The organism is Thalassospira sp. NFXS8, from assembly GCF_040148805.1.
Lineage (GTDB): Bacteria > Pseudomonadota > Alphaproteobacteria > Rhodospirillales > Thalassospiraceae > Thalassospira.
In genome coordinates this window covers 330,405-354,044 of record NZ_JAGEMF010000001.1, presented here as the reverse complement: position 1 = coordinate 354,044, position 23,640 = coordinate 330,405, and the positions used below count along the sequence as shown (strand labels likewise).

Below are 23,640 nucleotides of genomic sequence, written 5' to 3'. Positions count from 1 at the left end.
GCCTAGCGCGCATCGACCTGCATTTCGGCGATGAAATCGTAACTGTCGCCGCGATAATGTGATCGGGTGAATTCAACCGGGGTGCCATTGGCCAGAAACGACCGGCGCTCGATATAAAGGGCTGCACTTCCTTCGGGTACGCCAAGGGCGCGAGCCGTATCGTGATCAAACAGCTCTGCGCGCAACCTTTGCAAGGCACGATCAGGTTTTTTGCCGTATTTTGCCAATGCATCATAAAGCGATTTGTCGACTTCTTCAGGCACGGGAATAAACTGTCGGGGGACGACGGCAAATTCCAGCGCCATTGGTTTATCATTGGCGGTACGCAAGCGCCGAAACCGCGCCACTTCGCTGCCGGGCGACAGGTTTAAGGCCATTGCTTCTTCCGGTGTTGCATACCCCACCGATTTTTCCAGCCAGACGACACCGGGATGCATGCCCCTTGTGGTCATATCTTCGGTAAAGGATGTTAACCGCGACAGGGCCTGTTCCACCCGGGGGGCGACAAATGTGCCCGCGCCGTGGCGTTGCACCAGAATACCATCTTCCACCAGGGACCGTACCGCATTGCGTACGGTAACACGTGAAATTCCCAGTTCTGTTGCCAAGTCCCGCTCGCTTGGCAGAGCATCTTCAACTTTTAAAATACCGTCATCAATGATTGCCTTGATCGCAGTTTGCAAGCGGCGATAAAGCGGGCCATGGCCGGTATTTTCAAAGTCGCGCGCACGCAGGCTTTTTAAAACATCATCAGGTGCAATCATGGGAGGGCCTCATATTGGCGTTTGGCCATTAAAATGGCTCCATCAAGGGCATCACCTGATGCGGGCACCAGTTTTTTCTGTATATCATCCGACATCAAACCGGCTATACGTTGGCCAATGCCGCCCATTAAAGTCAGGCGCGGGGCGCCAAATGCCAACAATTGACGTAATATTTGTTCATTTGCATTACAGGCCTGACCGACGATTTCGCGGGCAACGGTATCGTCATTATCAAAGGCATCAAAAACGGACACGGTAAATTGTCCGTAATCAGCGGGGCCGGCCGTTTCGGCAAAGGACACCATTTCTTCAGGGCTATTGTGGAAATGGGCCATCAACTGGCGGGTCAGGTCCGATTCGGAACCAATTTTTTCGTGTGCCAGAAGGGTTTTTTCCAGTGCGTGTTTGCCAATGCGCGCACCACTGCCAATGTCGGATATTTCAAACCCCCAACCGGCAACAGCAAGTTGCCGATCTGCAACAATGGCCTGTCCGCATGTTCCGGTGCCGACGATTAAAATAGCCCCGTCATGGCCATTGTGTGCACCCAGACACGCACTATAGGCATCGGTTTCAAAAACGGCACTGGCAAACGGATGAGGATGGGCCCGAACACGTTTTTGCTCACGGGTTAATGCTAATCCGGCCAGGCCCAGCCCGGCATGAATTTCAGTAATTTTCTCTGGCGGGAGGGATGCCTGATCAAGGGCATCATAGGCTGCATCGGTTATCTCGGCAAAAACCTTTTCCAGGCCAAGGCGGGTGTTGGCGCTGCCGCGTGTGGCTTCACCCATAACCATACCATGACTGTTAACCAGTCTTACCCGACATCGCGTTCCACCGCCGTCGACCCCCAGATAAAGTCTCTCTGATTGTGAGTTGTTCATTGTTTGCCATCCCTAACTTGCGTCATCCTAGCAGACTGGTATCTATATTTGCAATACCAATATAGATCCACTTTTTCGCCGTATATGACGGCAAAATGGCGGGCAAAAACGTATATAAAAAACGAAAATTGAATGAAAAACCCAATCAATATACTGATATATAATAAAAAATATGGATGGGGTTGAAAGAGGTGCCACGAGGATAATTTAACGCCTTGCGTGTCTGGTATCACAATGGTATTTAATTATGGAAGGGAGATCAGGGAAATGGCATTAAGCACCGAAGAATTCGATATGCGCTTTGCAGGATTGGACCAATGGTCCGATGCCGATTTCCTGACTGCTTTATGGGAAGGTCAGATGCGGGCTGTTGCATCTGTTGGTCCGATGATCGAACCTTTGGCGCGCGCTGCAGCCGGTATCGCTGATCGATTGCTTGACGGTGGCCGCCTGATCTATGCTGGCGCCGGGACGTCAGGCACCGTTGCATGGCAAGATGCCAAGGAACTGGGTGGTACATTTGGCTGGCCCGAAGACCGAACCATTGTTTTGCTTGCGGGAGGTGTTGATAGCGCACCTGGTGTTTTTAATTCCGCCGAAGACGACCGTGATGCTGCACTTTTTGAAGTCAACCGACACAATATTGGCAAGCAGGATGTTTTAATTGCTGTTGCCGCCAGTGGATCAACTCCCTTTACGTTAGGTGCTGTGCAGGCGGCGAATGACGCCGGAGCATTGACAATTGGCATTTGTAATAATAGCGACGGCGCATTGTTAAGCCATGCTTGTCATGGCATATTTTTAGATAGTGCGCCCGAAGTCGTTGCAGGATCAACCCGTATGGGGGCTGGAACAGCGCAAAAAGCAGCCCTTAACATGTTGTCAACGCTGGTGATGAACCGTCTGGGGCGTTTATTTGACAACCTTATGGTCGGCATGCGGGCAGAAAACACGAAATTGCAGGGCAGGGCGGTTCGCATTGTGGGCCATATTGCCAAATGCGATGCTGCCATTGCGCAACGCGCACTTGAACAATCCGGTTTTGATATTCGCTGCGCAGTTTTAATGGTGCGCGGCCAAACTTTGCAAAAAGCAAAAGAAATTCTGGCGTCCGTAAACGGAAATCTTCGGGCGGCGCTTGAATATAAGGGTTGAACCCGGTTCATAAAGGACCGGGCAGCCTACCGACATTGATCAGAGGAGGCATAAATGTCGAACAAACTATTGGCAAAAGGGCTGGCGGGTGCCTTGGCGGCAAGTGTCGCCCTGGTTCCGTTAATGGCGCAAGCCGGCGACCTGGTGATCGAAAGCTGGCGTAACGACGATATCGATATCTGGAACGATAAAATTATTCCGGCTTTCAACGAAAAACACCCGGATATTCATGTATCGTTCAAACCGACAACACCTACCGAATATAACGCAGCGCTGAATGCAAAACTTTCTGGCGGGACTGCGGGTGATCTGGTGGCGTGTCGTCCGTTTGATGCATCGCTTGAACTTTATAAACAGGGCAATCTGGCGTCGTTAAATGATTTGCCCGGCATGGATAATTTTTCCGATGTGGCCAAATCGGCCTGGCAGACGGACGATGGCTCAACCACGTTCTGTGTGCCGATGGCATCGGTTATTCATGGCTTTATCTATAACAAGGAAGCTTTTAAGGAAGTCGGCGTAGAAGTTCCCAAAACGACCGAGGAATTCTTCCAGGTTCTTGATAAAATCAAGGAAGACGGAACTTATACGCCGATGGCGATGGGGACTGCCGACCAGTGGGAAGCAGCCACCATGGGCTTCCAGAATATCGGTCCGAATCACTGGAAAGGTGAAGAAGGCCGCAAAGCCCTGATTGATGGCAGCCAGAAATTTACCGACAAACCCTATGTCGATACTTTCACCGAACTGGCGCGCTGGAAAGATTACCTGCCCGACGGGTTTGAAGCCATTTCCTACCCCGATGCACAGAACCTGTTCTCGCTCGGGCGGGCTGCAATTTACCCGGCCGGTTCATGGGATATTTCGCTGTTTAACAAACAGGCCGATTTTGAATTTGGCGCATTCCCGCCACCTGCGCCGGCGGGTTCCGATACTTGCTATATCAGCGATCACACCGATATTGGCATGGGTCTGAACGCACATTCCAAGAATACCGAAGACGCGAAAGTATTTCTTGAATGGATGACCGGCCCGGACTTCGCCCAGCTTTATTCAAATGCCCTGCCGGGCTTCTTCTCGTTGTCGAATGCGAAAATTGACATTGAAGATCCGGTCGCGCAGGAATTTGTCAGCTGGCGCCAGAAATGCAAATCAACCATTCGCAACTCCTATCAGATCCTTTCACGTGGCACGCCGAACCTTGAAAACGAACTGTGGAATATTTCCGCACAGGTGATCAATGGCACGCTGACCCCGGAAGAAGGGGCGAAAAAGGCCGAAGACGGCCTGGAAAAATGGTATGCACCGCATCAGAAATGATCGGTTAAACGATTGGACAGGCGCATAATTGTGCCTGTCCGCCCTTCGGGGCGTACATCGCAAGTAATATGGGCGACGATTAAAGCGCCCCCGGGCGGGCGGCGATTATTTTATCGTCTCGCCATCAGATATTTTTCAGACAGACAGGACATGGTATGGCGCATTCAGGGCCCATGACCGATTGGCGCAAGGCAAAACTGCCTGTATTTGCCTTTCTGGCACCCGCAACAATCCTTTATACGCTGTTTATGATTTATCCGTTGATCGATTCGATCCGGTTAAGTTTTTACACGACGCCATCCGGCGGCGATCTGACATTTGTTGGCCTGGAAAATTACCGAACAATTTTAAGCGATCCAGACTGGGCCGCGACGTTCTGGAACAGTTTCTGGAACAATATGAAATTTTTCGCGGTTCACATGCTGGTGCAAAACCCTATCGGTATTGCCCTTGCCGCTGTTCTAAGTTTGCCACGTCTTAAATTTCGCAATACCTATCGCACGCTGATTTTTATGCCGACCATGCTGTCAGTGGTGATTGTCGGGTTTATCTGGCAACTTATCCTAAGCCCGGTTTGGGGGGTCGGCGCAGATATCCTTGATATTGTTGGCCTGAAATCCCTGTTTGGCCCCTGGCTGGGTAAGGAAGGCAGTGCGCTGATTACCCTGGCCTTTATTTCCGTCTGGCAATGGGTCGGCATCCCCATGATGCTGATTTACGCGGCTTTACTTGCCATTCCCGAAGATCTGGTTGATGCCGCCATTGTTGATGGCGCCACCCATTTCGAGGTATTCTGGCACATTAAAATGCCCTTGATTTTGCCGACGGTGGCCATGGTGTCGATCCTGACATTTGTTGGTAATTTCAATGCTTTCGACCTTGTTTATGCCGTAAAAGGTGCGCTGGCCGGGCCTAATTTCTCCAGCGATATTATGGGCACATTGTTTTACCGCACCTTCTTTGGGTATCAATTGCAGCTTGGCAGCCCAACACTGGGCGCGACTGTCGCATCCCTGATGTTCCTGATCATCCTTGCCGGTGTGCTGTTTTACCTGTTTGTCGTGCAGCGCCGCATGTCGCGCTATCAACTGTAAAAGGGGGCTGCATTCATGGCTTTAAATGTTCGCAAGGATCATGCATCCCGCGCCGTTATCGTTCACGCGGTCTTGCTAAGCTATACGCTGATTGCGCTTTATCCTGTATTTTTGATCGTGATTAATGCCTTTAAATCCCGCAAGGGTATTTTTCGCGAACCGATGGCCCTGCCAACAACCCAAACCTTCAGTCTGTCGGGTTTTGAGAAGGTTTTGGACAAAGCCGATTTTGGAACCTATTTTTTCAACAGTATTTCGGTAACGGTCGTCACGATTGTTGTTGTGCTGTTGCTGGCCGCAATGGCGGCCTGGGCCTTGTCGGAATATAAATTTCCGCTCAATACCGCACTGGCAATTTATCTTGCCATTGGCATCATGGTGCCAATTCGCCTTGGTACTGTGTCCATTCTCAGCCTGATGGTCGATTTGGGGCTGGTGAATACGTTGACGTCGCTGGTGCTGGTTTATGTGGCGCAAGGCTTGCCTTTGGCAATTTTCATTTTGACAGAATTCATGCATCAGATCCCCAAGGATTTGAAAGAAGCCGCCCGTTGTGACGGGGTGGGTGAATTCAAGATCTTTTTTGCCATTATCCTGCCGCTGGTACGCCCGGCTGTGGCAACGGTTGCGGTCTTTACCATGATCCCGATCTGGAACGACTTGTGGTTTCCGTTGATCCTGGCACCGGGCGATGGCAAGCAGACCATCACCCTCGGTGTGCAGCAGTTTATCGGGCAATATGTGACGGACTGGAACGCGGTTCTGGCGTCGCTTAGCCTGGCAATCATTCCCATCCTGATCCTTTATCTGATTTTTTCCCGCCAACTGATCCGTGGCCTGACATCTGGCGCAGTGAAGTGATTTACGGGTTACAGGAGCACTTTAAAAAATGGCCGATTTGAAACTGGACCAGATCCGCAAGAGCTATGGCGCTGTTGATGTGCTGCATGGCATTGATCTGGATGTGAAAGACGGGGAGTTTGTTGTTTTTGTCGGCCCGTCGGGCTGCGGCAAATCAACCCTGCTGCGCATCATTGCAGGATTGGAAGATATTACTGGCGGCGACCTTATGATCGACGGGGATATCGTAAATAACAAAACCCCCAAGGATCGCGGTATTGCCATGGTGTTTCAGTCATATGCGCTGTATCCGCATATGACAGTTTACAAGAACATGGCCTTTGGCCTCAAACTGGCAAAAACCGATAAATCCGCGCTTGATCAGCGGGTTCGTGCCGCCGCATCCACCTTGCAGCTTGACAACCTGCTGGACCGTCGTCCGTCCGAACTTTCTGGCGGGCAGCGCCAGCGTGTTGCCATTGGTCGTGCCATTGTGCGCCAGCCAAAGGTTTTTCTTTTTGATGAACCGTTGTCAAACCTTGATGCCGCCTTGCGGGTGCAAACCCGGATCGAAATTGCCAAACTGCATCAAAAACTGAAATCCACCATTGTTTATGTCACGCACGACCAGATCGAAGCTATGACGCTGGCGGATAAAATCGTGGTGATGAATGCGGGCAGGGTAGAACAGGTTGGCTCGCCGATGACGCTTTATCATCATCCTAAAACCCGGTTTGTGGCCGGGTTTATCGGCTCGCCTGCGATGAATTTTACCCGGGTAAAAATTACGGCAACCGGGGCCGAAACTGTCACCGTTGAAATGCCTGGTGGCGGCACGGCCATTTTGCCGTTTGCTGTTCCTGCCGGGCAGGTGGGCAAGGAAGTGGAACTGGGTATTCGGCCCGAACATCTTGAGCTAAACCGCGACGGCGATTTGCCGGTTACCGGTGAAGTAGAGGTTGTCGAAAAGCTGGGCGACTCCACATATCTATATGTCGGGTTGCCCAACGGTGATCGGGTAACCTTGCGCGCACCGGGCCACAGCCGGGTAAAAATTGGCGAAAAGGTTACTGCCGCTGCCGATGGCGGCGCTGCCCACCTGTTTGACGAAAACGGCAAAGCCTTTATCAAGGTAAACTGCCCCGCCGAATATAGCGCCGACGAATAGGACCTTTCCGTTACGATATCTGCTGATTAAAGGGTGGTCTTGCAGGCCACCCTTTTTTCGTATGCGGATATCTGAAACGCCCACATTGTTTCGCAAATTTTGTTGCAGAACTTTAACTTGCGATTTGAGGCAAAACATGGCGAAACTTGTAACGAAAAGTTCAATAGAAAACGAAATTGGTCTTTTTGGTTTCGTTTCAACATAAAATTTGCTGATAATATCATTCGGCGGTGCCCCATAGCGCGGGCTATGGGGGCTGTGATTGGTGGCAGATTTTGAATTTCGTCAACAAAGGGGTTCGTTACAATGTCTAAAAATACCGGTTCGCTGCGCGCAACCATGTTCGGTGTTTCTGCACTGGCAGGTGTGATGATGCTGGCAGGTACTGCCCAGGCAGAAGAATTGCGTTTGCTGACCTGGGGTGGTTATGCCCCGGATGACGTTATCCAGATGTTTGAAAAGGAAACCGGCATTGATGTCGAAGTAACCCTGTCAAACAATGAAGACATGATTTCGAAATTGCGTGCCACCGGCGGCGGCGGTTTTGACCTTGCCCAACCGTCACAGGACCGTATTGCCGGTGCCCAGATGGAATATGGTATCTACAAACCGATGGATCTGTCCAAGGTTGATGCAGCACAGTTTATTCCGTCAATGCTGGCTGCGACCAAAACCAACACCACGGTTGATGGCAAGGTTTACGGCTTGCCGCATATCTGGGGCACCAGCGGTCTTGTTGTTGATACCAAAAAGGCGGCCGACGTTAAAGATTATACCGATCTTTGCAATGACAGCGTTGCTGGCAAGGTTTCCTACCGTCTGAAGCGCCCAACCCTGATCGGTTTTGCCTTTGCCATGGGCATGGACCCGTTTGCAGCTTATACTGACGAGGCGAAATATCAGGAAATTCTTGATAAAGTTCAGGAAAAACTGATTGAGTGCAAACCGAATGTGAAAACCTATTGGGAAGGCGGCGATGCGCTGCTGAACCTGGTACGTTCGGGTGAAGTCGTTGCTGCCATGGCATGGGATACTGGCGGGTGGAAGCTTAACAACGATAATGCCGACATTACCTTTGTTGCACCGAAATCAGGTGCGCTGGGTTGGGTTGATACCTTTGCCCTGCCACGCAAATCTGAAAACGAAGATGCGGCATACAAATGGATCAACTTTGTCATGCAGCCGGAAATTGCGGCCAAAATTACCGCAAGTGCCGGTAACTTTACGGCATCCAAAGGGGCTGATGATTTTGCTGAAGACAAGTTGAAAGCCCAGTTCAAGAACAGCTTCCCGCAGGAAGCCCTTGATAATATCAAATGGTATCCGCCGGTTCCTGCCGGTCTGGAAACCCTTGAAGGTAAAGCACTGGACCGGGTCAAAGCTGCCCAGTAACATTTGATAAAAATGGCATCTCCGATAATGTTCGGAGGTGCCATATTTGTTTATAAACAAAAAGATACGATCAATTTCGTATCTATATAATTAATAATATCCAGGATAAGTTCGGGGTAAGCATGGCCGACCAGTTTGATTTGGAATGCCGCGATGTTGTTAAAAAATTTGGCCAGTTTACGGCTGTGGATCAGGTTTCACTGACCATTCCGCAAGGGTCTTTTTTTTCCATTCTGGGACCAAGCGGCTGCGGTAAAACAACTCTTTTGCGTATGTTGGCAGGGTTTATCGAACCAACGGCGGGCGATATCCTGATTAAGGGAAAATCGGTGCTGGGTGTTGCGCCTAACCGGCGCCCGGTCAATATGGTGTTTCAACATCTGGCCCTGTTCCCGATGATGAATGTTGCACAAAACGTTGCCTATGGATTGCGTCGGCGCGGGGTGGACCGCGCCACTATTGACAAAAAGGTTGCTGAAACCCTGGCCCGTGTAGGTTTGCCCGATTCCGGGCAAAAACAGATCAGCCAACTATCGGGCGGCCAGAAACAACGTATCGCCATTGCGCGTTGTCTGGTACTTGAACCGGCTGTTTTGTTGCTTGATGAACCGCTAGGCGCACTTGATTTGAAATTGCGCGAGCATATGAAAGTCGAGCTAAAACAGCTTCAGCACGAAATTGGCACCACCTTTGTTTATATTACCCATGATCAGTCTGAAGCCCTGGTAATGTCCGATCAGGTTGCGGTGATGAATGCGGGCCGGTTTGAACAGGTTGGCACCCCGCAGGAGCTGTATTATCAGCCTGACACGCCATTCGTTGCCGGGTTTGTCGGCGAAAGCAATCGCTGGCAAGGGACGTTTGAAACTGTTGCAGATGGCAAGGCAATTATTCGCCTTGATAGTGGTGGTGTTATTTATACCGACCCCACGCAAGTCACCAACCCTGACCAGGTTGCGGGACAACGGATGGATGTTTTTGTTCGGCCCGAGGCCATCACCATTGCAGCCAAGGGCCAGGGGCCCGTCGCAACATCAGGTCTTAATGCGATGCAGGGCCGGGTTGAAAACCTGTTATTTAATGGCGCTGCCAGCAGTGTCCAGTTACGCGAAACCACAACCGGACACGAAATGAACGTGGCCTTGCCGCAAACCGGGGCGTTCGCAGGATTGCGCAATGGCGATGAACTGGATTTAAGCTGGAGTGCTAGCCAGACAAAATGCTTCCCGAACACGAAAGCGGCCCAGGCGGATGTAAGCGGCGAGGCAGTCGCATGAAGAACGCATCGGGTTCTGTTGCTGGCGGCGGCTTGAAACTGGGCGTGTTGCTGATGGCGACGCCCTTGCTGCTGTGGCTGCTATTGCTGGTGATATTACCGCATCTTGATTTGCTGATGGTGTCGTTACGCGAACGTATTTCGTATGGCAAATATGCGTTTAGTTTTACCAATTATATCGAGTTTTTTACCGAACCACTTTATTGGAACACCTATGTCCGTACCGCGACCATGTCGATTTTGGCAACCGCGCTGACATTGGTAATCGGTTTTCCGATTTCCTATTATATTGCAAAGGTGATGCGGGGCAGGGGCAAAAGCGTTTTGTTTCTGATGTGCCTGATCCCGTTCTGGGTCAGCGAACTGGTGCGTACCTTTGGCTGGATGATTTTGCTGCGCGAAAGCGGCGTTATCAGCCATTTCTTACAGTGGGCCGGGCTGGTCGATGGTCCCGTCGAAATGCTGTATAACGATGTCACCATTATGGTGGGGCTGGTTTATACATCAATGCTGTTTATGGTGGTGCCGCTGGTATCTGTTCTTGACAGTCTGGACGACAGCCTGATCGAGGCCGGTTACGATCTGGGCGGTAACGCCTTTACCGTCACCCGCGATATTGTCATTCCCCACGCCATGCCCGGTATTGCATCAGGCTGTATTGTTGTTTTCATGCTGACACTTGGCAATTATCTGACGCCAAACCTTCTGGGCGGCAAAAGCAGCCTGTGGTTTACCGAACAAATTTATACCCAGTTCATCACCCGGTTTAACTGGGAATCAGGGTCGGCTTTCGGGTTTTTATTGCTGGTATTGTCGTCGCTGATTGTTTGGTTGGGATTAAAGCTTAGCCGTCAAACATTATCCGATACCGTCGGCTAGGAGGCCATCATGATACCTTCCATTCCGCAATCGCGTTATGCCAAGGGCCTTTATGGTGCCTATGTAACGTTGTTTTTCATCTATCTGGCGGCACCGTTGGTCGTTGTCGGTGTGTTTGCCTTTAACGATAGCCTGTTTCCCTCAATGCCGTGGGAAGGGGCGACGCTGGCGTGGTTTTTTGGCGATACGGCGCCCTATATCGGTATTTTCCACGATAGCGCGTTGTTGCGGAGTATCGGCACATCGGCCTTTGTTGCGGTATGGGTGACGCTGTTATCGGTCACCGTTGGTACCTGCAATGCATTTTTGTTCGAGCGCGCCCGCTTTCCGGGCAAAAACCTGCTGTATATGCTGGCTATTTCACCGCTGGTTATTCCCGGTGTGATTTTAGGGATTTCGATTCTGGTGTTTTCCAACGCCATTGCCAATGGTGTTGAAGAAGCGATTGGCTGGGATCTGGACTTTTTACGACCCGGACTGTTTCTGGTTATAATTGGCCAGTTTGCGTTCATCACCACAATCACGACTCTGGTGATATCCGCTCGCCTGCGCAAATTTGACATTACGCTGGAGGAAGCAGCCCTTAACCTTGGCGCAAGCCGGGCGGACGCCATTCGCACCGTCACCATTCCCTATTTGAAACCGGCCCTGATTGGGGCTGCGATTGTTTCGTTTCTGATGTCATTTGAAAATTTCAACACCACCCTGATGCTGGTGGGGTCGGATGCCCCTTTGACAATTGCGATGTTTGACCGTCTAAAACAAGGATCGACCCCCGCGCTAAACGCCCTGTCACTTTTGTTAATGGTGGTTTCAGGTGGCCTTGCCTTGATATCGGTTTTTGCCCAGCGCGACCGTAGTTCCAAATAGGCATTGTGGTAATTGGCTTTCCGATGCGTTGTTTCAAGCCAATTAATCAAATGCAAATGTCAAAGGGTGTTAACCAGAACCGGTTAACACCCTTCGTCTTTTTGGTCTGGCGCAACCTTGTCTTTATCATGCCATCAAGGCGTTTTCTCTTGCGCTTTAAATGGTGCAATTTCAGCCAAAACCTTTACGACGTGCGAGTGGTGAACAAGCAAAAAGGTTCAGTGGTTTTCATTTGTCGATTCGATTGAAAAACGCTTTTATTTATAATTCAAAAACTAAATTCAACTCTTGAGTGTGAAATATTACCATTTATTTGCTAAATGCGGCATATTTACTGATATTTCAGATTGATGACATTTTTAAATCATTAAATTTAAGCGGTTGACGTTCAATTTTAAAATTTATTCGACCTTTTTTATTGTTCATATGAAAATAAATTGTGACTTTTTTTATGAAAATGAACCTTATTTTTGTCCTAAATAGAAGTTTCCGAAAACTGTCATTTGAGTGAATTGCCATCGCATTGGATAAACATGCGTGTTGTTTGGGCTGCGAACAGGGCAGCCAAAGCGAGCGATTTTTTTATTTGGGAGATTACGGAATCATGTTTCGCAAAACGCTGATGGCGGCTGCAGCGTTGCTTGCAATGGCAAATACTGCCAGTGCAGCAACCGAAATTACCTGGTGGCACGCAATGGACGGCGCCCTTGGTGATGTTGTTAACCATATTGCCGACGATTTTAACAAGAGCCAGTCCGAATTTAAGGTCGTTCCGATCAACAAGGGTGGCTACGAAGATACAATGACAGCTGGCATCGCAGCATTCCGCGCGAAAAACCAGCCCAACATCATTCAGATCTTTGATGCCGGTGCTGCCACCATTATCAATGCCAAGGGTGCTGTTTATCCGGTGCAGGACTTGCTGGAAAAATATGGCTCGAAATTTGACATCAATGATTACATCCCCGGTGTTCGATATTTCTATGCGGATTCCAAGGGTAAAATGATCGGCATGCCGTTCAACAGCTCGACCCCGCTTCTGTATTTCAATAAAGACGCGCTTGCCAAAGCAGGCATCCAAAACCCGCCGAAAACCTGGCAGGAATTTGAAGAAATAGCACCGAAGCTCAAGGCTGCCGGTTACGAAGGCTTTGCTGAATCGCATAGCCCCTGGATCTTTTTTGAAAACTTCATGTCCCGTCATAACCTTCAGATGGCAACCGCCAATAACGGTTACGACAGCACCGACGTCAAAATCCTTTACAACAATGATGACCTGAAAAATCATTGGAAAAAAATGAAGGAATGGAAAGACGAAGGTTATTTTGGTTATTACGGTCGCGCCTGGGGTGCAAACCAGGATGCCTTCCTTCAGCAGAAAGCGGCGATGTGGCTGGGCTCGTCAGGCTCGTTCGGTGGTTTGCGAAAAAGTGCGACCTTTGATTTTGGTACATCCACCCTTCCTTACTGGAAAGGTGTTGGCGATGCCCCGAAAAGCACCTTTATCGGTGGTGCATCCCTGTTTGCGTTCTCGGGTCATTCCGATGAAGAAAATAAAGGCGTTGCTGAATTCTTTGAATTCCTGACCAAACCGGAAACCCAGTATTACTGGCACAAGGAAACCGGTTACGTTCCGATCACCACGGCTGCTTATGAACTGGCCAAAAAGGACGGGTATTATAAAGAAAGCCCGGATGCCGAAGTTGGCATTCAGCAGCTTTCCGAAGAAGGCGGCGAATGGACCAAAGGTTATCGTCTTGGCTTCTACGTTCAGATCCGCGAAGTGATCTATAACGAAGTCGACAAAATGATGAATGGCGAAGAAACCATTGATCAGGCTTTTGACGTGATCGAAACCGAAGGTAACAAGCTGCTGGGTCGTTTTCACGATACCTATAGCAACTAATTTATCCTGCGGGGCAGGGCGGCATTTTATAGCCGCCCTGTTTTTTTGTTTTCCTGTTTGCGTCAGGCCGGGATCCGTTATGAAACGCGTTCAATTCGGGCATAGCCCGGTACCCTATCTTTTTGTGGCACCTCAAATCATAATTATTGCCATATTTTTTCTTTGGCCGGCCGCCCAGGCGGTCCACCAGTCCTTTTTGCTGGAAGACGCCTTTGGCATGTCTTCGCAATTTGTCTGGTTTCGGAATTTTGAAGATGTTTTATCCAGTCCCAGCTGGTTGAAATCGGCCGGTTTTACTGTTGTTTTCTCGACGCTGGTTGCTGTTTTATCAATTGCGATTTCGTTATTTTTAGCAGTACGCGCCGACGAAGTTATTCGGGGGGCCAAGGTTTACAAAACCTTGTTGATGTGGGGCTATGCGGTTGCGCCACCGGTCGCCGGTCTTTTGGGCATCATGCTGTTTAACCCGTTGATGGGCGATCTTTACATCCTGCTTAACAAGATGGGTCTGGATTTTAACCATATTCAGAACGGCAATGACGCCACCTTTGTCGTGGTGCTGATTGCGGTGTGGAAACAGGTTAGCGTCAATTTCATATTCTTTTTGTCGGGTCTCCAAGGCATTCCAAAGTCAGTCACCGAGGCGGCAACGCTGGACTGCAAAAGTCCCGAACGCCGTTTCTGGACCATTACGTTTCCGCTTTTGGCACCTACCACATTTTTCCTGATGGTCATTAATCTGACCTACGCCTTCTTTGAAACTTTCGGAATTATCGATGTGTCAACAAAGGGTGCACCGGGCGGGGCAACGGCAACGCTTGTTTACAAGGTTTACGTGGATGGTTTCCTGGGGGCGGATATGGGGGGCAGCTCAGCGCAATCTGTACTGTTGATGATCATGGTCAGCGTTTTGACCGTGTTCCAGTTCCGCTTCATTGAACGCAAAGTTCACTATTAACAGGGGGTATCGTTATGTATCAGTCAAAATGGCGGTCCCTGACCAACCATGTGATCCTGATTTTAGGCTCGCTTTTCATGATCATGCCGGTCTGGATTGCCTTTGCGTCCTCGACCCATACACGCGAATTTCTATTTCAGAACGGGTTGCAATTTTTGCCCGGTGGGCATTTTTTCGAAAATTACGGCAAAATCCTGTTTGACCAAAGTGCGACCAAAGGCCGGGTCACTGCGCTGCAAATGCTGTTTAACAGCATGGTTCTGGGGCTGGGTTTTGCCATTGGCAAGGTCATTATTTCCATGATGGCGGCCTATGCTATCGTCTATTTCCGCTTTCGCCTGGCGATGCCGTTATTCTGGGTGATTTTCGCCACCTTGTTGCTGCCGCTTGAGGTTCGCATTGTACCGTCTTACGAAGTGGTGGCAAAACTGGGCCTGCTTAACAGCTATACCGGTTTGATTCTACCGCTTATTGCATCGGCCACCGGCACGTTTTTCTTTCGTCAGTTTTATCGTTCAGTGCCCGACGAATTGCTTGAAGCGGCCCGTCTGGACGGGGCAGGGCCGTGGCGGTTTTTCATCGACATTCTGGTGCCGCTGTCCGTCACCATGATCGCGGCGATCTTTATCATCATGTTTGTGGTTGGCTGGAACCAGTATCTATGGCCGCTTTTGATGACCACCGATGATCAGCTTTATACCATCGTGATCGGCATTAAGCAGGTTTACAATTCGCTTTATGAAGGCGGGCAAATTCCGCAATTTCCAAAGGCTTTTGCCTTAACGATCATGGCTTCCATTCCGCCGGTTCTGGTGGTGGTGATATTCCAGCGCATGTTTGTCCGGGGGCTGGTTGAAACTGAAAAATGATATTTATCTCAAAAGACTAAACCAACCTTTTAAACAAAACATATCAGTCCCGGTGACGACAGGATAACAAGATGGCAACGTTAAATCTAAAGCAGGTCGAAAAAACCTACGCCAATGGCTACAAGGCAATTCACGGTATTAATCTTGAAATTTCCGACGGTGAGTTTGCTGTTCTGGTCGGGCCGTCGGGGTGTGGCAAATCAACCTTGCTGCGCATGATTGCCGGGCTTGAAACCATTTCGGATGGTGAAATTTTAATTGGCGACCGGGTTGTAAACACCGTGGCCCCGGCTGATCGCGATATTGCGATGGTGTTTCAGAACTATGCGCTTTATCCGCATATGTCGAACTATGCCAATATGGCCTATGGCCTTAAAAACCGGGGTTATAACAAGGACGAAATTGATCGCCGCGTACGCGAAGCAGGCACCATTTTGCAGCTAACAGAATTACTGGATCGCAAACCCCGGCAATTATCGGGTGGGCAGCGCCAGCGCGTTGCCATGGGACGGGCAATTGTGCGTGAACCAAAGGCATTTTTGTTTGATGAACCTTTATCAAACCTTGATGCCAAATTACGTGTCGACATGCGACTGGAAATTAAAAACCTGCAACAACGCCTTGGTACTACATCGGTTTATGTTACCCATGATCAGGTCGAAGCCATGACATTGGCAGATCGGCTAATTGTGATGAATGGCGGGGTGGCTGAACAAATCGGTTCGCCGATTGACATTTACAACACACCGGCCACCCGTTTTGTCGCAGGTTTCATTGGATCACCATCAATGAATTTCCTTGATGGTCGCGTGTCAAATGATCGTAGCCACGTCGTCCTGACAGACGGTACCCGCCTCGCGCTTGACCATAATGTTGCGGAAAATCGCGATGTTGTTGTCGGTGTGCGTCCGGAACATCTTTCCATTACCACGCCAACCGAAAGCAGCATTGCTGCAAAGGTTCGCATTACCGAAAGTCTTGGGGCTGAAACGCTTGTATATCTGACATTTGGCAGCAAAAACGAAGCTATTACCCTGCGAATGCAAGGTACCCATACATATGCTGCCGGTGATGAACTGACCCTATATTCAAACCCTTCACAAATTCACTTGTTTGATCAGGCCAGTGGGCGGCGCATTTAACCAGCACTGTTTGTTGTATTGCCATGTAAACCACCCGTGCAGATCACGGGTGGTTTTCTTTTAAGCCATAGGGCTGCGCATGTGCTGCTTTAGGGAAAATACGATTTTGTCCTTGTTTCTGCCATGCTGAAACGGTAGTTCCATGCCTGAGCAAGACAGGAGAACGACCTTGAACTCTGATCAGAAAAGCGCGCTTTATGCGGATGCCATGAAAGAACTGGCCAGCATTACCGAAGGCGAAGCCAATGTGACGGCATTGATGGCGACAGTAAGCTGTGTTCTGGCCGAAAAGTTCGACTATTATTTCTGGACCGGGTTCTATATCGTTGATCCAATCAAACAAAATGAATTGGTGGTTGGTCCGTATCAAGGGACACTTGGATGCCTGCGCATTCCGTTTGGCCGAGGGGTTTGTGGCACTGTTGCCTCAACCTTGAAAAGCTGTGTGGTTGACGATGTACATGCCTTTCCAGGGCATATTGCCTGTGACAGTCGTTCCAATTCGGAAGTCGTGGTACCTGTACTTGACCCGTCCGGAAAACTGATCGCGGTTTTCGATGTAGACAGTGTAGAAACCGGGTCCTTCGACGAGATTGATCAAACCGCACTTGAAGCTATAATGGCGCAGGTTTTTGCGCGCTGATCGCCAAGATTTATTCGCTGGTTCTGGAACGGAATCGCAAACTAACAACGAACTTTGGAAGATAACCGATGGCAGGCAGTGTCAATAAAGTCATTCTCGTTGGTAATCTGGGCCGCGACCCGGAAATCCGTTTTACCCAGGCAGGCAAAAAAATTGCCAATTTCAGCATCGCGACCTCCGAACAGTGGCGGGATCGCCAGTCCGGTGAACGCCGCGAGCGGACCGAATGGCACCGGATTGTTGTTTTTAACGAAGGCCTGGCCGATGTTGTTGAGCGCTTTGTTAAAAAAGGCAGCAAATTGTACATCGAGGGCGTTCTGCGTACCCGCAAATGGCAGGGCCAGGACGGCAAGGATAACTACACCACAGAAATCGTCCTGGAAGGCTTTAACAGCGCGCTAACAATGCTTGATGGTCGCGGTGACGGTGGTGGCAGTGGCGGCGGTTCATCATCAGGTGGCGGTTATGGCGGCGGCGATAGCGGCGGTTACGGCAATGACGGTGGCGGCGATGCCGGATGGGGTAATTCATCCTCGCGCAGCAGTGGTGGCGGCTCTGCCCCGGGTGGCGCCCCTGATCTGGACGATGATATTCCTTTCTGAGGCAAATGCCGGGTTAACCAATACCCCTTGCGATTGCAAATAAACAAGACACAGGCAGTACCGTTATGGTGCTGCCTTTTTTTATCGTTACAAACTGGGAACTTGTTGATATGAAAATTCAGACAGTTCATTTTGTGACGTCTACCCACAAACCTGCCTATATCCTTGCTACGGAGAAACATATTTGATCGGCCCAATTTTTGGCAGCCCCGAGCCGGGCAAATTCTATGATATTCAGGATTGTGCCTATGCGGTTATTCCTGACGGCAAGGGGCGCCTCGGTGTGGTTAAAACACCCAAGGGTATTATGCTGATCGGGGGTGGTGTGGAACGGGGTGAAACAGGCAAGGTTGCCCTTAACCGCGAGGCAATTGAAGAAACAGGGTGCGGCATTCGGATTATTTCGCAAATCGGTATCGCGACCCAGTATGTCAATAACCGCGCCAAGGGCAAATACCGCCTCAAACGCGGGGTATTTTACATCGCTGAAATTTTGCAAAAAACCGTCGCCCAGATTGATCTGGACCACGAGTTTATGTGGATGCCATCACTTGATGTTGAACAACAACTGGTGCGACCTTTTCATCGTTGGGCTGTTCAATGTTCTTTAGAACTGTCAGCAATCCGATAGCCCGAATTGCTTCTTAGTACTGTTGCAGGATCTTTATCGAACAGGGGCTTGATGGTGGTTTTTCGTTCTCTATCGAGCCGGGGCAAAGCATAACAATGGTCGGGAAATTCCGAATTAATCAGGAATGTTCACAAACCGGCTTTTTTGATCTCTGAACACCTGTAAGATCTTTCGCAGGCCTTCTTCCTTTACGGTTTCAATGGCGTCGTTCAGGGCAACCCATTTGCGACCACGATGGGATTCCTCCCATTCCGTATCAGGTAGTAAATTCGTCACCTGCATTGCAAAGACCTCAACATTACAACGCGCGCCCCATTTCTGATAATGATAGGATCCGACCGCAGGTTCGTGCACCGTGCCAATGCATCCTGCTTCTTCACGTGCTTCTTTAACCGCGCTTTCAATTGCAGTTAAACCAGGGTCAATTGCTCCCTTCGGGATAACCAGATGTTTGCCACTGCTCGATAACGTCATCAGAATTTCGATATCGGCATCGGGGCTGTGATCAGGCATGACCCGAAAAGGAATAACGGACGACTGATGATAAAAATAGGCTGGCCGTTTTCGTGTTTCGGTCCCGTTACGGTCGGGCCAGGCAAATTCCTGTGCAACGTCGGCCGCATCAACCATTTCAACAATTCGTCCCGATTCTGGCGACAGGCCGGACCATTTTCCCGAAACTTCAATCATGATCATCGATGCAGGTTTCATCGATGGAAACAGACGTTTTTTACGCAAGTCAGCCCCGGCAACAAGCGCGGGCAGGGCGCTGATACCAGGATTGTGCCCCACAATCAGAACATGCCTTGTTTCAGGATCAAGGGCTGTTAACGCGGCAAACAGGGTTGATGCCGTGGCATTATAAAAATCTGCATTCGTGGTAATATCGGGCTTGATGCCAGGATACAGGGTTTTGTGCAGTTTTTCAGCCGAATGAACTGTGCGTTCTGCGGGCGACGCAATTATTTTATCGGGGTGCAGGTTCTTTCTATCCAGAAAAGCACCGATACGCTGAACGTTTAATTTGCCCTCTTCGGTTAACGGACGGCAAAAATCGCCCCTGGCGTCGTAGGTGACAGTTTCACCGTGCCGCAAAAGGGTGATTAAACGTTTCATTCAGGTGCCCTTGAAAAAGAATTAAAATGCCAGCCCGCCATATATGAGGGCAACCGGCTTTTATTTACATGAATAATATGGGATCAAATTGTCAGGTTAAAATGGTGCACAAGATCAATTGTGCCAATATCTTCAACAGTTCGCTAGGTGTGGCGCCGTATTGCACATATCGGCAAGGGATGCCATGAAATTTTTATGACTGCCCCATGCATACCGCTGCCAGAACAGGCTGATCACCTTACGGAAGCATTTCCCCATCGACATAAAGCCATTTTCCATTATGGCGCAAGAAACGGGAATTCTCGTGCAATGTTTCGCGGCGGCCATTTTCGGTAAAGCTGGCAATGAATTCAACGTAACCGGTGTTTTCAAATAATCCGCCGGCTTCTGTCTTGATGATTTCAAGGTTGGTCCAGCGGCATTTTTGCCGCGAAACTGTCCTGGCCGCAAATTCATGGGCTTTTTCTTCGGGCACGGTTTCTGCCAGGTATTGGCCCAGACCCAGGGCAAAAGCACAATAGCGCGACCGCATCAGTTGAACTGCTGTCGCAGGAAGCTTGCTTCCCGCATGAAATGGCTGGCAACATTTGCCATAGGTTTGCCCGGTGCCACACGGGCAGGCAGTGGTCGATGTTACAGCGATGCTGGTCGAATTTGACATGGCAAACAGCGTCCGTATCTGGGGGCCGAAGAAGGGCAAAAATCATGGAACAGAAAGGGCTTCACAGCGTTGTGAACATAGAGTGATTGCGTCAGAAAGCAAATTGCCTTTTTTTCGCCTTATATCGTTTCTACCGTGACTTTGCGGGAAATGATTATACCTGACTTTTTTAGTGGGGTATAATCGATAGAAGGTTGATATTTGGTCCTAATCCATAAGTCGGGATGTGCGTTTTTATCTTGACGAATTTACTCGGGATTAGATATATTAACTTTCAGAAAGCGGGTGGGGGCCCATTAGGCACCGCCGGATTTAAGTCCGGCCAGGTTTTGGCGGACGTAATGTCGATTTGCTTCAAAGTAAGGATGAGACACATCATGAATACCCAGTTTTGCATCAGGCGTCCTCTTCCATAGGCTTTTTCGAAATGGCCCCGTTATGCTGTTGTTGCATGTTTAGCCATTTCTGCCTGTGAAGTGTTTCAATTACACATGATTGAGGTTGCGTAATAATTGCCGGTACTGACCCGTCCTAATGTGACGAAACCGGTTTGCGTTGACCTCTCAGGAGGACAAAACCATGAGTACCCTTAAATTACCTGCCGTTCCCCAGGATGACGGCTTTTCTGGATATCTTCGCCAGGTATGGAAATTCCCGATGCTGACTGCTGACGAGGAATACATGCTGGCACGGCGTTATGTCGAACATGAAGACACCGACGCAGCCCACAAAATGGTGACCAGCCATTTGCGCCTTGTTGCCAAAATTGCCTTTGGCTATCGCGGTTACGGCTTGCCGATAACCGATCTGGTTGCCGAAGGGAACACCGGCCTGATGCGCGCGGTACAAAAATTTGACCCTGAAAAAGGCTTTCGCCTGTCAACTTATGCGATGTGGTGGATCCGTGCCGCCGTGACGGAATATATCCTTCACAGCTGGTCAATGGTCAAACTTGGCACGATGGCAGCGCAAAAGAAACTTTTTTTCAGCCTGCGCAAGGCCAAGAAACAGCTTAACATCTATGACAATGGCGAATTGACCCCGGAACAGGCGGGTCAGGTTGCAGAACGTCTTGGCGTGACCGACAAGGAAGCGCTGGACATGAACCGTCGTCTGGCGGCGCGTGATTTTTCGTTAAACACGCCCATGCCCAAAGATGAAGGCATGGAATATCTTGATACGCTGGCCTCGGATTCACCATCGCCTGAAGCACTGGTTGCGGATTCAGAAGAACGCAATTTGCACAATGGCATGCTGAAAAATGCCCTGGGTGAGCTGCCGGACCGGGAACGCGAAATTATTCTGGCACGTTTTTTAAGCGATGATCCGATCACACTTGAAAAACTTGGTGAACGTTTTGGCGTCAGCCGTGAACGCGTCCGCCAGCTTGAAGCCCGTGCATTCAAGAAGTTACAGGAATCTGTTCTGACCCAACATCAGGCTGCTTGATAGCAATTATCTAATCTGATGGATCAGGCGCATATCAAGGGTGGCATTACGATGCCGCCCTTTTTTATACCTGAAGTTTGGCTCAATCGGAAAGGCGGGCCATGCGTTGCTGCTGTGATTTTCTGATCACTTCAATGGTTTTTTCCCATAATCCATATGTTTCAAGGGCATCAGGGTCTGCCCAAATGGCATCAATCGCATCATCACCGGGCGTGGGGCGGGATGATTGCTGTGCCGCATCGGCACTAAAATCAATTAGTGTATAATGATAACGGGGCTTGCCATGCTCTTCGCCCTGAACAATCAAATCCACAATTTCAAGAAATTCAATATTGTTGATGCGAATTGACGTTTCTTCAAACACTTCGCGAATCAGGGTTTCGACTACGGTTTCCCCCAGTTCCTGCGCGCCACCTGGCAGGCTCCATTCTCCGGCTTTTGGCGGTTTACCCCGCCGTATCAATAAAACCTTGTTTTGATGCCAAACCACACCCCCAACGCCGATTAAAGGCCGTGTGGGGTTATGTCGGTCCCCGGGGTTTGTCATTTATTCGGAGCCATCATCTTCATCTTCAAGGTCGGGGTCAGGCAAATCGCTTACGATTTTTCCAGTCATTTCATGCGCCTGAATAACTGTGCGCCCCAAAAACTGTTCGTCTGATTGCGGGTGCAGAGACATGACAAAATCTGCCGCTGGCGCATTCTCTGCCGCATATTTTCGGGCGGTTTCATAATTTTCCGCCCGCACATTGGTTGTGTTGATGCGCACAGCACCCGCGTCGTCATAAATATATTCAACAATCCAGACCTGCAAAACGGCTCCTTTTCGTTGGTTTCTGTTTGTTTGGTTGCACTGCAAAAGCGCTTGCTGTTATCACTATTCCAAACAGGCAGGCTGCGACCTGCGTGTTATCGGGGAAGTGCTGTCGCAGCAATGCCATATTTTTTCGGGCAAACTTTAAAGACATATTTGCAGTGTGTTATCGCACTACAACCTATCAAAGGTGATAAATGAACGCCAAGCGTGATGATGCTCCCGATGCCAATAATACTTCGCCAACCACGCCACTTCCGTCTTTGGGTGTTATTGGCCGGTTGCGGACCTATTTTTTAACCGGGGTTCTGGTTAGCGCGCCACTGGCAATTACCTTTGGCCTGGCGTGGTGGTTCATCGAATTTGTCGACGGCTCGGTAATGCCGTTAATTCCGGCAAAATATAACCCGGAAATATACTTGCCCGAGGCTTATCAAAGTTACGGGATTCCCGGTTTTGGTCTGCTGGTAATTGTCATTGCCATTACACTGGTTGGCTGGCTTACCACCAATTTCGCCGGACGCGCCCTGATCAAGGTCTACGAACGTATTCTGGGTCGTATTCCCGCAGTGCGTAGCATTTACGGTGCAATCAAGCAAATTCTGGAAACCGTACTGGCAAATCAGTCCAATGCTTTTCGTCAGGCTGTTTTGATCGAATATCCGCGGCGCGGCATGTGGGCAATTGGTTTTATTACCGGTGAAACCAAAGGCGAAGTACAAAATCTGACCGAAGATCAGGTTATCAATGTGTTTTTGCCGACCACACCAAACCCGACATCGGGATTTCTGCTTTTTGTTCCCAAGCGGGACGTTGTTGTCCTTGATATGACTGTGGAAGAGGCCATTAAAATGGTCATGTCGGGTGGTATCGTAACGCCGGTTGACCGCCGTCCCAAAGATTTGCAGGAAAAGCCGGTGGTTTCGGCACGAACCTATGAAGATCTGGATGTTTTGCGCGAAAAGGAAAATGCGCCGATACTTGTGACACGTCATGAAGTTGCGAGCGATAGTCCGGATAGTACGCAAAGCACCAACGGGGCAAGCGCAGACAAAACAGAAAACGCCTAAGGTTATTCGGCGTTGCTGTGATCAAAGAAAACAGGGCAGGACATTATGTTCCTGTCCTGATTTCTTTTAGCCAATGGGCATTTCAATTAGGAACGCAAATATACTTAATTCAAACCTCATTGACCGCAATCAAC

General features: G+C 49.6%; 24 protein-coding genes. 18 read left to right on the top strand and 6 right to left on the bottom strand.

From position 1 onward, the window contains the following. Positions 1-2: 2 nt before the first annotated feature. Together J4E05_RS01615 and J4E05_RS01610 are read right to left on the bottom strand one after the other, a co-directional pair. Entirely contained in the window at positions 3-764 is a 762-nt protein-coding gene (locus J4E05_RS01615) for a GntR family transcriptional regulator (RefSeq protein ID WP_085593804.1), read from the bottom strand. After that, complete coding sequence (locus tag J4E05_RS01610) at positions 761-1,651, bottom strand: glucosamine kinase nucleotide-binding domain-containing protein (protein WP_349591901.1); 891 nt, start codon at positions 1,649-1,651, stop codon at positions 761-763. Before J4E05_RS01610 ends, J4E05_RS01615 begins: the two co-directional genes overlap by 4 nt. A gap of 267 nt (positions 1,652-1,918) precedes the next feature. Here J4E05_RS01610 and J4E05_RS01605 point away from each other — a divergent pair, with 267 nt between their 5' ends. The 16 genes from J4E05_RS01605 to J4E05_RS01530 all read left to right on the top strand — a co-directional run bounded on the left by J4E05_RS01605 (position 1,919) and on the right by J4E05_RS01530 (position 18,396). Beyond that, complete coding sequence (locus J4E05_RS01605) at positions 1,919-2,806, top strand: N-acetylmuramic acid 6-phosphate etherase (RefSeq protein WP_349591900.1); 888 nt, start codon at positions 1,919-1,921, stop codon at positions 2,804-2,806. A gap of 54 nt (positions 2,807-2,860) precedes the next feature. Next, complete coding sequence (locus J4E05_RS01600) at positions 2,861-4,126, top strand: ABC transporter substrate-binding protein (RefSeq protein WP_349591898.1); 1,266 nt, start codon at positions 2,861-2,863, stop codon at positions 4,124-4,126. A 155-nt stretch (positions 4,127-4,281) separates the two neighbouring features. Continuing rightward, a complete protein-coding gene (locus tag J4E05_RS01595; RefSeq protein WP_349591896.1) occupies positions 4,282-5,220 on the top strand; it encodes a carbohydrate ABC transporter permease in 939 nt (312 codons plus the stop codon). Between the two features lie 15 nt (positions 5,221-5,235). Next, positions 5,236-6,081, top strand: a complete 846-nt coding sequence (locus J4E05_RS01590) for a carbohydrate ABC transporter permease (protein ID WP_085593800.1) — start codon at positions 5,236-5,238, stop codon at positions 6,079-6,081. A gap of 28 nt (positions 6,082-6,109) precedes the next feature. Beyond that, entirely contained in the window at positions 6,110-7,228 is a 1,119-nt protein-coding gene (locus tag J4E05_RS01585) for an ABC transporter ATP-binding protein (protein WP_349591894.1), read from the top strand. Positions 7,229-7,534: 306 nt separating this feature from the next. After that, entirely contained in the window at positions 7,535-8,620 is a 1,086-nt protein-coding gene (locus J4E05_RS01580; protein WP_085593797.1) for an extracellular solute-binding protein, read from the top strand. Between the two features lie 122 nt (positions 8,621-8,742). Next, a complete protein-coding gene (locus J4E05_RS01575; protein WP_349591892.1) occupies positions 8,743-9,897 on the top strand; it encodes an ABC transporter ATP-binding protein in 1,155 nt (384 codons plus the stop codon). Next, positions 9,894-10,775: an ABC transporter permease gene (locus J4E05_RS01570; RefSeq protein ID WP_085593795.1), complete on the top strand. Its 882-nt coding sequence runs from the start codon at positions 9,894-9,896 to the stop codon at positions 10,773-10,775. The genes J4E05_RS01575 and J4E05_RS01570 overlap by 4 nt, the downstream gene beginning before the upstream one ends. A 9-nt stretch (positions 10,776-10,784) precedes the next feature. Beyond that, on the top strand, positions 10,785-11,645 hold the full coding sequence (locus J4E05_RS01565) for an ABC transporter permease (RefSeq protein WP_349591890.1): 861 nt from the start codon (positions 10,785-10,787) through the stop codon (positions 11,643-11,645). 604 nt (positions 11,646-12,249) lie between these two features. Beyond that, positions 12,250-13,551, top strand: coding sequence for a sn-glycerol-3-phosphate ABC transporter substrate-binding protein UgpB (ugpB, locus tag J4E05_RS01560; RefSeq protein WP_349591888.1), 1,302 nt, complete (start codon positions 12,250-12,252; stop codon positions 13,549-13,551). A gap of 79 nt (positions 13,552-13,630) precedes the next feature. Further along, entirely contained in the window at positions 13,631-14,509 is an 879-nt protein-coding gene (locus tag J4E05_RS01555; protein ID WP_349591886.1) for an ABC transporter permease subunit, read from the top strand. 14 nt (positions 14,510-14,523) lie between these two features. After that, positions 14,524-15,378, top strand: a complete 855-nt coding sequence (ugpE, locus tag J4E05_RS01550) for a sn-glycerol-3-phosphate ABC transporter permease UgpE (RefSeq protein WP_085593791.1) — start codon at positions 14,524-14,526, stop codon at positions 15,376-15,378. 71 nt (positions 15,379-15,449) lie between these two features. Further along, on the top strand, positions 15,450-16,520 hold the full coding sequence (locus tag J4E05_RS01545; RefSeq protein ID WP_349591884.1) for a sn-glycerol-3-phosphate import ATP-binding protein UgpC: 1,071 nt from the start codon (positions 15,450-15,452) through the stop codon (positions 16,518-16,520). 169 nt (positions 16,521-16,689) lie between these two features. Further along, the gene (gene msrC, locus J4E05_RS01540) at positions 16,690-17,163 is read left to right on the top strand and encodes a free L-methionine (R)-S-oxide reductase MsrC (protein WP_210402953.1); all 474 of its coding nucleotides are present in this window, start codon (positions 16,690-16,692) and stop codon (positions 17,161-17,163) included. A 68-nt stretch (positions 17,164-17,231) separates the two neighbouring features. Beyond that, on the top strand, positions 17,232-17,765 hold the full coding sequence (ssb, locus tag J4E05_RS01535; protein WP_085593788.1) for a single-stranded DNA-binding protein: 534 nt from the start codon (positions 17,232-17,234) through the stop codon (positions 17,763-17,765). Between the two features lie 184 nt (positions 17,766-17,949). Further along, complete coding sequence (locus J4E05_RS01530; protein ID WP_349591881.1) at positions 17,950-18,396, top strand: NUDIX domain-containing protein; 447 nt, start codon at positions 17,950-17,952, stop codon at positions 18,394-18,396. 114 nt (positions 18,397-18,510) lie between these two features. On the opposite strand, the gene J4E05_RS01525 is transcribed toward J4E05_RS01530, so the two are convergent. After that, positions 18,511-19,512: a histidine phosphatase family protein gene (locus J4E05_RS01525; RefSeq protein ID WP_349591879.1), complete on the bottom strand. Its 1,002-nt coding sequence runs from the start codon at positions 19,510-19,512 to the stop codon at positions 18,511-18,513. Positions 19,513-19,750: 238 nt separating this feature from the next. Then, on the bottom strand, positions 19,751-20,173 hold the full coding sequence (locus tag J4E05_RS01520; protein ID WP_349591877.1) for a YchJ family protein: 423 nt from the start codon (positions 20,171-20,173) through the stop codon (positions 19,751-19,753). A gap of 579 nt (positions 20,174-20,752) precedes the next feature. On the opposite strand from J4E05_RS01520, the gene rpoH reads away from it, so the two are divergent. Continuing rightward, the gene (rpoH, locus tag J4E05_RS01515; RefSeq protein WP_085593784.1) at positions 20,753-21,622 is read left to right on the top strand and encodes an RNA polymerase sigma factor RpoH; all 870 of its coding nucleotides are present in this window, start codon (positions 20,753-20,755) and stop codon (positions 21,620-21,622) included. An 82-nt stretch (positions 21,623-21,704) separates the two neighbouring features. On the opposite strand, the gene J4E05_RS01510 is transcribed toward rpoH, so the two are convergent. Together J4E05_RS01510 and J4E05_RS01505 are read right to left on the bottom strand one after the other, a co-directional pair. Next, positions 21,705-22,169 (bottom strand): NUDIX hydrolase, encoded by a 465-nt coding sequence (locus J4E05_RS01510; protein WP_349591874.1) that lies wholly within the window; start codon positions 22,167-22,169, stop codon positions 21,705-21,707. Continuing rightward, positions 22,170-22,436, bottom strand: a complete 267-nt coding sequence (locus tag J4E05_RS01505) for a hypothetical protein (RefSeq protein ID WP_085593782.1) — start codon at positions 22,434-22,436, stop codon at positions 22,170-22,172. It abuts the gene before it with no gap. A gap of 197 nt (positions 22,437-22,633) precedes the next feature. Here J4E05_RS01505 and J4E05_RS01500 point away from each other — a divergent pair, with 197 nt between their 5' ends. Next, a complete protein-coding gene (locus J4E05_RS01500; RefSeq protein WP_349591873.1) occupies positions 22,634-23,506 on the top strand; it encodes a DUF502 domain-containing protein in 873 nt (290 codons plus the stop codon). The last annotated feature ends 134 nt before the right edge of the window (positions 23,507-23,640 follow it).